Source organism: Psychroserpens sp. (genome assembly GCF_047633235.1).
Classification (GTDB): domain Bacteria; phylum Bacteroidota; class Bacteroidia; order Flavobacteriales; family Flavobacteriaceae; genus Psychroserpens.
The window spans coordinates 55,960-63,778 of the sequence record NZ_JBLIET010000020.1 but is presented as its reverse complement, the minus strand read 5'-3'; the positions used below and the strand labels follow the sequence as shown (position 1 = coordinate 63,778).

Annotated in this window: 5 protein-coding genes; 4 read left to right on the top strand and 1 reads right to left on the bottom strand. The window is 33.8% G+C overall.

What is annotated here, in order from left to right:
- Positions 1-186 precede the first annotated feature (186 nt).
- Positions 187-2,625, top strand: coding sequence for a helix-turn-helix domain-containing protein (locus ACJAZK_RS08380; protein ID WP_415223545.1), 2,439 nt, complete (start codon positions 187-189; stop codon positions 2,623-2,625).
- Between the two features lie 54 nt (positions 2,626-2,679).
- On the opposite strand, the gene ACJAZK_RS08375 is transcribed toward ACJAZK_RS08380, so the two are convergent.
- Entirely contained in the window at positions 2,680-3,822 is a 1,143-nt protein-coding gene (locus tag ACJAZK_RS08375) for an acyl-CoA dehydrogenase (RefSeq protein ID WP_415223544.1), read from the bottom strand.
- 93 nt (positions 3,823-3,915) lie between these two features.
- On the opposite strand from ACJAZK_RS08375, the gene ACJAZK_RS08370 reads away from it, so the two are divergent.
- The 3 genes from ACJAZK_RS08370 to nhaD all read left to right on the top strand — a co-directional run bounded on the left by ACJAZK_RS08370 (position 3,916) and on the right by nhaD (position 7,767).
- Positions 3,916-4,974, top strand: coding sequence for an anhydro-N-acetylmuramic acid kinase (locus tag ACJAZK_RS08370; protein ID WP_415223543.1), 1,059 nt, complete (start codon positions 3,916-3,918; stop codon positions 4,972-4,974).
- Between the two features lie 152 nt (positions 4,975-5,126).
- Complete coding sequence (locus ACJAZK_RS08365; RefSeq protein WP_415223542.1) at positions 5,127-6,353, top strand: Glu/Leu/Phe/Val dehydrogenase dimerization domain-containing protein; 1,227 nt, start codon at positions 5,127-5,129, stop codon at positions 6,351-6,353.
- Between the two features lie 16 nt (positions 6,354-6,369).
- Positions 6,370-7,767, top strand: a complete 1,398-nt coding sequence (nhaD, locus tag ACJAZK_RS08360) for a sodium:proton antiporter NhaD (RefSeq protein ID WP_415223541.1) — start codon at positions 6,370-6,372, stop codon at positions 7,765-7,767.
- Positions 7,768-7,819: the final 52 nt, after the last annotated feature.

Genomic DNA, 7,819 nt, shown 5'->3' with positions numbered 1-7,819 from the left:
ACCATTCCGAACAGAGAAGTTAAGCCCATTTGCGCCGATGGTACTGCATTTGTGGGAGAGTAGGTCGTCGCCTTTTTTGAAACCCTTTTCATAGTTTTATGGAAAGGGTTTTTTATGTTTTATAGTTATTTGTATTCCTTTTTTTTATCTTCACAACGTGGTTCTTATTATTAATATTATTATTATATGAGTGCTAATAAAGACATCGATTTAGCTTGGGATTTTATTAATAATACTAATAGAAATTTATTTCTAACTGGTAAGGCAGGTACTGGTAAAACTACTTTCTTACATAGACTTAAAATGAAATCCTTAAAGAGGATGGTTGTTGTTGCGCCAACTGGTGTTGCAGCTATTAATGCTAAGGGAGTTACAATACATTCTTTTTTTCAAGTTCCTTTTGGACCAATTTTACCTAATGAAGATTTAAAAGGTTCTGGAGGGTTCAATAGAAAATTCGGTAAGACAAAGATCAATATTATTAAATCTATGGATTTATTAGTTATTGATGAAATTAGTATGGTTCGTGCCGATTTGTTGGATGGTATCGACAAAACCTTGAGAAGATTTAGAAACCGAGATCAGGTGTTTGGTGGTGTCCAATTATTGATGATAGGTGATTTACAGCAATTATCTCCAGTTGTAAAAGAAAACGAATGGCAAATATTAAAACCGTTTTATAATAATGCTTTCTTTTTTAGCAGTTTGGCTTTTCAAGAATGTGAAGCCATTACAGTAGAGCTTAAACATATATATAGGCAAGATAATCCTAAGTTTATTGAAATCCTAAACGAGATTAGAACAAACTCTTTATCACAAGCTTCGGCAGATGAACTCAATAAAAGATTCCAGCCAGATTTTTCGCCTAATGAAGATGAAGGTTATATTTCATTAACAACACATAATAATAAAGCGGAACGGACTAATAATTTTGAATTAGAGAAATTAGAGAAAAAAGCGATTACATATAAAGCTTCTATTGATGGTAAGTTTCCTGAATACTCATATCCTAACAAAGAAAATTTAACGTTAAAGGTGGGTGCTCAGGTTATGTTTATTAAAAATGATAGTTCGGTCGAAAAGCGCTACTTTAATGGTAAAATTGGAAAAATTATTCTATTAGATAAAGATGAAGTTATTGTAAAGTGTCCAGATGACGATTTTAATATTATCACGTCTCCAGAAATATGGGATAATATAAACTACGCTGTAGATAAAGATACAAATGCAATTACGGAAAATAAAATTGGGTCGTATAAACAAATACCTTTACGTTTAGCGTGGGCAATTACGATTCATAAAAGTCAGGGTTTAACTTTTGAGAAGGCTATTATTGATGCTCAAGGTGCGTTTGCACATGGTCAAACCTATGTAGCGTTAAGTCGTTGTAAAAGTCTGGACGGTTTGGTTTTGAAGAGTAGAATTAGTTCTAGCCAAATTATAAGTGATAGCAATGTCATTTTGTTTAATAAAATGGCTGAGCAGAATCAGCCAGATGAAACGATCTTGAACCAATCTAAGTCGGAGTTTCAACTGGCCCTAATTTTCGAAGTTTTTGATTTTTATAAATTTTTATATCCTGTTAATCGTATTCTTGATGTGTTCTATAAAAACAGAGGAAGTATAGAAGGGAGGGTAGAATCACCTATGATTTCAATTAAAGATTGTATAGCTAATTTACTTAAAGTAGCGAATGCTTTTAAATCACAATTAAGTGAGCTTTCTCAAATAAATCAAAGCCCTGAGTCTAGTGAAGATATACAAACACGTTTTACTAAAGCTTTAAATTATTATGAAGTGCAACTTAATTCTAAAATTAATGAGCCCTACAAAACCTTTAGTTTTACAACAGATAACAAGGCTGTAGAAAAAGAATTGACTACGGCTTTAGACTTATTTGAAGAGCTATTAGCTGTGAAACTATTCTATTTTAAGGGACTGGCAGATGGTTTTAAGGTTATAGAGTTTTTAGAATTAAGAGCTAAATCGGTCTTTTTAGCTAAGGAAGCGCCAAAGAAATCTAGAAAAACGGTTATGGATGGTACAACTAATGTTGAGTTATTTGAATTACTTCGAGAACTTAGAAATACAATAGCCAATGACAATGATTTAATTCATTATCAAATTTTTAATCAAAAATCTTTGTATGAAATGTGTGAAACTTTACCAATTAATAAAACTGAATTGCTAAAAGTAAACGGTTTTGGTAAAACACGTGTTGAAAAGTATGGGTCTAAGATTTTAAAAGTGATTGGCGATTATTGTGATGAAAACGATATCGAGACCGTAAAAAATGTTGATATTTTTGAGCCTCCCAAGCCTAAGCGACAAAGAGGAGATACTAATAGGACATCGCTAGAATTATTTACATCGGGAAAACCAATAGCCCAAATAGCTTTAGAACGTGATTTAAACATTACTACAATTACAGGGCATTTGGCTAGTTTTATAGCTTCTGGAGAAGTAAAAATTCTTGACTTAATTTCAGAAAAACATTACAAAGAACTAAAAACGATTATACCAAAGCAGAAGTTTGAAAATCTTTCGGACTTAAAGCATCAAATAGATGATAAATACACGTTTGGAGAATTACGTTTGATGTTAGATCACTTATTTAATAATTAGAAAAAGCTTCGAAATAAATTTCGAAGCTTTTCAATATATAACGTTAACTATTACTTATCCTTTAATCACACCTCTCGAAATCACGATTTTTTGAATTTCCGAAGTGCCCTCATAAATTTGAGTAATCTTTGCATCACGCATTAAACGTTCAACATGATATTCTTTTACAAATCCGTTTCCACCGTGTATTTGTACAGCTTCAACCGTTTGTTCCATAGCTACTTTACTGGCATATAATTTGGCCATTGCACTAGACATATCATAGTTATTACCTTGGTCTTTATCCCAAGCAGCTTTCATCACCAACATACGAGCAGCCTCTATTTCGGTATACATATCTGCCAATTTAAAAGCAATAGCTTGATGGTTGCAAATTTCAGTGCCAAAAGCTTTACGAACCTTCGAGTATTTAAGAGCTAATTCATAACCTCCTGCGGCAATTCCTAGGGCTTGAGCAGCAATACCGATACGTCCACCAGATAAGGTTTTCATAGCGAAAGTAAATCCAAATCCGTCCACTCCAATTCTATTTTCTTTAGGAACTTTTACGTCATTAAATTGTAAGGTATGTGTATCACTTCCTCTAATTCCTAACTTATCTTCTTTGGGACCAACATGAAATCCTTCTGCACCTTTCTCAACAATAAAAGCATTAATGCCTTTATGCCCTTTATCTCTGTCTGTTTGAGCTATTACTAGGTAAACATCGCCTCTACCGCCATTAGTAATCCAGTTTTTGGTGCCATTAATAACATAGTGGTCTCCCTTGTCTATAGCAGTTGTTGCTTGAGATGTTGCATCACTTCCTGCTTCAGGTTCACTCAAGCAAAAAGCACCAACGAATTCTCCAGTGGCTAGTTTTGGTAAATATTTTTGACGTTGTTCTTCATTACCATAAGTTTCAATACCATAACATACCAAAGAATTATTTACCGATACGATAACAGATGCAGAGGCGTCAATTTTTGATAGTTCCTCCATGATTAGGACATATGAAATTGCATCCATACCGCTTCCGCCATATTTAGGATCTACCATGATCCCCATAAAACCAAGATCTCCCATTTTACGTACTAACTCATTAGGAAAAGTTTGTGCATTGTCACGTTCTACAACGCCAGGAAGTAATTCGGTTTGTGCAAAATCACGAGCGGCGTCGCGAATCATAATATGTTCTTCGGTTAAGCTAAAATCCATAGTCTTATTTAAATAATTAATTTGATAAAAAATGAAATCAAAGATAAGTCTTTATTGGGATATTTTCAATCGTTATAGTTATTTTTACGTAATATGATAAAATCCAGTTACAATATTATTGGCGTAATGTCAGGTACGTCTTTGGATGGAATTGATTTAGCACATATTACTTTTGAAATTGCTAATAAATGGACGTTTACAATTCGAAATGCTGAAACGGTTGCATACCCAGAAATCTGGAAGGATAAACTTTCAAATCTCGTAAATTATAATCTAGTGGCGCTTAAAATAATAGATGAAGAGTATACTATTTATTTAGCAGATGTTATAAATGATTTTCTTCGGAAATATCAACTTAACACCATGGATGTTATTTGTTCTCATGGACATACTGCGTTGCATCAACCAGAAGACAATCTTACCTATCAAATAGGGAATTTACCGTCATTGGCTAAATTAATTGGAAATACTGTTGTTTGCGATTTTCGGATTCAGGATGTGAAATTTAATGGACAAGGAGCTCCTTTGGTACCAATTGGTGATCGCTTATTGTTTTCAGGGTATGACAATTGTATTAATTTAGGCGGATTTGCTAATATTTCTTCCGAAGAAGATAATAAACGAATTGCCTACGATATCTGTCCAGTTAATATTGTGATGAATCGTTTTGCTAAAAAGTTAGGTTACGATTATGATAAAGGAGGGGATATTGCTAAATCTGGTAATGTCGATCACAGCCTACTAAAACTTCTGAATGAAATCAGTTATTATGCTCATAAACCACCAAAATCTTTAGGTTTAGAATGGGTAGAATCACAAGTGTTCCCAATACTTGAATCATCGAAAATTTCCGAAGAAAATATATTAAGAACCTTTGTTGAACATATTGCTGTTCAAATAGCCAATGCTTTCAATACAAACTCTAAAGTCTTATTTACTGGGGGAGGATCTTTTAATAATTTCCTTTTGGAGCGTATTAGAGCTCAAAAAGATTTTGAGTTAATCCTGCCTTCAAATGAGATTATAGAATTTAAGGAGGCTTTAATTTTTGGACTCTTGGGGATTTTGAAATTAAGAGGAGAAGTGAACTGCCTGTCAAGTGTTACGGGAGCAGATTGTGACCATTCTTCTGGAGCAATATATTATCCATAAAAATATACTAAAATTAATATAAAGCGATTTATTGTTTTTTATATTTGTTACGACGAATTAATATAAATTTTTTATAAATGAATCAACTCTAGCTATTCTGTTATTTACAATGCCCTTTTTTTAATAAGTTATCAATGATTCAAAGTATATAAATGAAAGAATTACTACAAAAATACGAGAACAAATCACCAGAAATAATTTTTAATTGGAAAGATCCGGAAACTGAAGCGGAAGGTTGGACTGTCATTAACTCTCTTAGAGGAGGGGCTGCTGGTGGAGGAACTAGAATGCGTGTAGGACTTGATATAAATGAAGTTCTATCACTTGCAAAGACCATGGAAGTCAAGTTTACGGTCTCTGGTCCAGCAATTGGAGGTGCAAAATCCGGAATAAACTTTGATCCAAAAGATCCAAGGAAAAAAGGCGTTTTAGAGCGTTGGTATAAGGCAGTTTCTCCTTTACTTAAAAGTTATTATGGTACTGGTGGTGACTTAAATGTTGATGAAATACATGAAGTAATCCCAATTACTGAGGAAAGCGGCGTGTGGCATCCTCAAGAAGGTGTTTTTGAAGGTCACTTTAAACCAACACCAGCAGACAAAATTAATCGCATAGGTCAATTACGACATGGTGTTATTAAGGTGATTGAAAACCCTCAATATTCACCAAGTGTAGTTAGAAAGTATACGGTCGCAGATATGATTACTGGTTTTGGAGTTGCAGAAGCTGCAAAACATTTTTATGATGTTCACGGAGATTCTATAGTCGGTAAGCGAGCAATAGTTCAAGGCTTTGGAAATGTAGGTGCTGCAGCAGCCTTTTATTTGTCTCAAATGGGAGCTAAGGTTGTTGGGATTATTGATATTGTTGGAGGTCTAATAAAAGAAGATGGATTTACTTTTGAAGAAATCACTGCGCTTTATCTTGCCAAAGCAGGAAATACTTTAGTGAGTGATCATCTCATTCCGTTTTCAGAAATAAATGAAAAAATATGGTCTTTAAAGACCGAAATATTCGCGCCATGTGCGGCTTCAAGATTGATAACTCAAGACCAAATTGATCACATGATTGGCACAGGCTTAGAAGTAATTTCGTGCGGAGCAAATGTGCCTTTTGCAGATAAAGAGATTTTCTTTGGAAGCATTATGGAGCATACCGATAATAAAGTTAGCCTTATACCAGATTTTATTTCAAACTGTGGTATGGCTAGAGTTTTTGCTTATTTTATGGAACGAAAAGTACAAATGACAGATGAAGCTATTTTTAATGATACGTCAGAGACTATTAGAAAAGCAATTCAAAGAGTTTACGATAAAAATCAAACAAAAACAGGCATAAGTGCCACCGCTTTTGAGATTGCTTTAACACAATTAGTATAACCTAACCATTCACTTTATGGAAACCATAATAATATTAGTATTTGTTTTAGGCTATCTAGCCATTACTGTTGAACACAGTATAAAAATCGATAAATTAATACCAGCCTTAGTTATGATGGCTATAAGTTGGGCATTAATTTCTTTAGGGATAGATTCTTTTCCGCAATGGTTCGATTCGGCTAGTCATGGACTTGTAGAAGGGTTTTCAGAGTTAGGGCATGAAAGCAAAATGCACTGGATGGAGGAAACGTTACTACATCATCTAGGTAAAACTGCTGAGATTTTAGTCTTTTTGTTAGGAGCAATGACCATCGTTGAAATCATTGATTACTTTGATGGATTTGCAACAATTAAAGGTTTTATCAAAACAAAAAGTAAAAAGAGAATACTTTGGATTTTTGGATTTTTAGCATTTTTCTTGTCTGCGATTATAGACAATTTAACAGCAACGATAGTATTAATTTCTATTCTGCAAAAATTGGTCTTTGATAGAAATGTTCGTATTTGGTATGCAGGTTTGATTATTATTGCTGCAAATGCAGGTGGAGCGTGGTCTCCAATTGGTGATGTAACGACAACTATGCTATGGATTGGTAAAAAAGTGACAACAGGTCATTTGTTTGTTTATTTGTTCTTACCATCTCTTGTATGTATGTTAGTTCCTTATTTTATCGCTTCGTTTCTACCAGCATTTAAAGGTGATTTGGATCAAACAAGTGATGAAGATTCAGATAAGCCTAAAAGTAAATTTAGCTCTACAATGCTATATCTTGGATTAGGAGGTATTGTTTCTGTACCAATTTTTAAAACAATAACCCATCTACCACCTTATGTAGGTATGATGTTGGCATTGGGTGTGGTCGCAATTTTTGCAGAAATCTATAGTAATTCAAAATTTAGTATTTCTGGTTTGGATTCTGATGAACATGAAGAACACGCTCACCATAGTCCTGTTCATCATTCGCTATCAAAAATTGAGTTACCAAGTATTTTGTTTTTCCTCGGAATATTAATGGCTGTCGCCGCACTTGAGTCTTTAGGAATCTTATTTGGTTTTGCGGGAACATTACAGGATAAAATGCCAATGTTAGGAACAGAATTACATCATGGAGGTGTTTCAGATTTGGTAGTATTACTGTTAGGAGTAGGATCAGCGATTATTGATAATGTACCCTTAGTAGCAGCGAGTTTAGGCATGTTTTCAGAGCCAATGGATAATGAACTTTGGCATTTTATAGCCTATTCTGCGGGGACAGGAGGATCTATGTTAATTATTGGTTCTGCTGCAGGTGTTGTAGCAATGGGAATGGAGAAAATTGATTTTTTCTGGTATCTTAAAAAAATATCATGGTTAGCATTAATAGGTTTCTTAGCTGGGGCTGTTGTCTTTATGTTTACAAGAACAATTTTTTAATTGTACCAAGTTTATTTTAAGTTGTAATTGGTATTATATACTTTCAATAGAA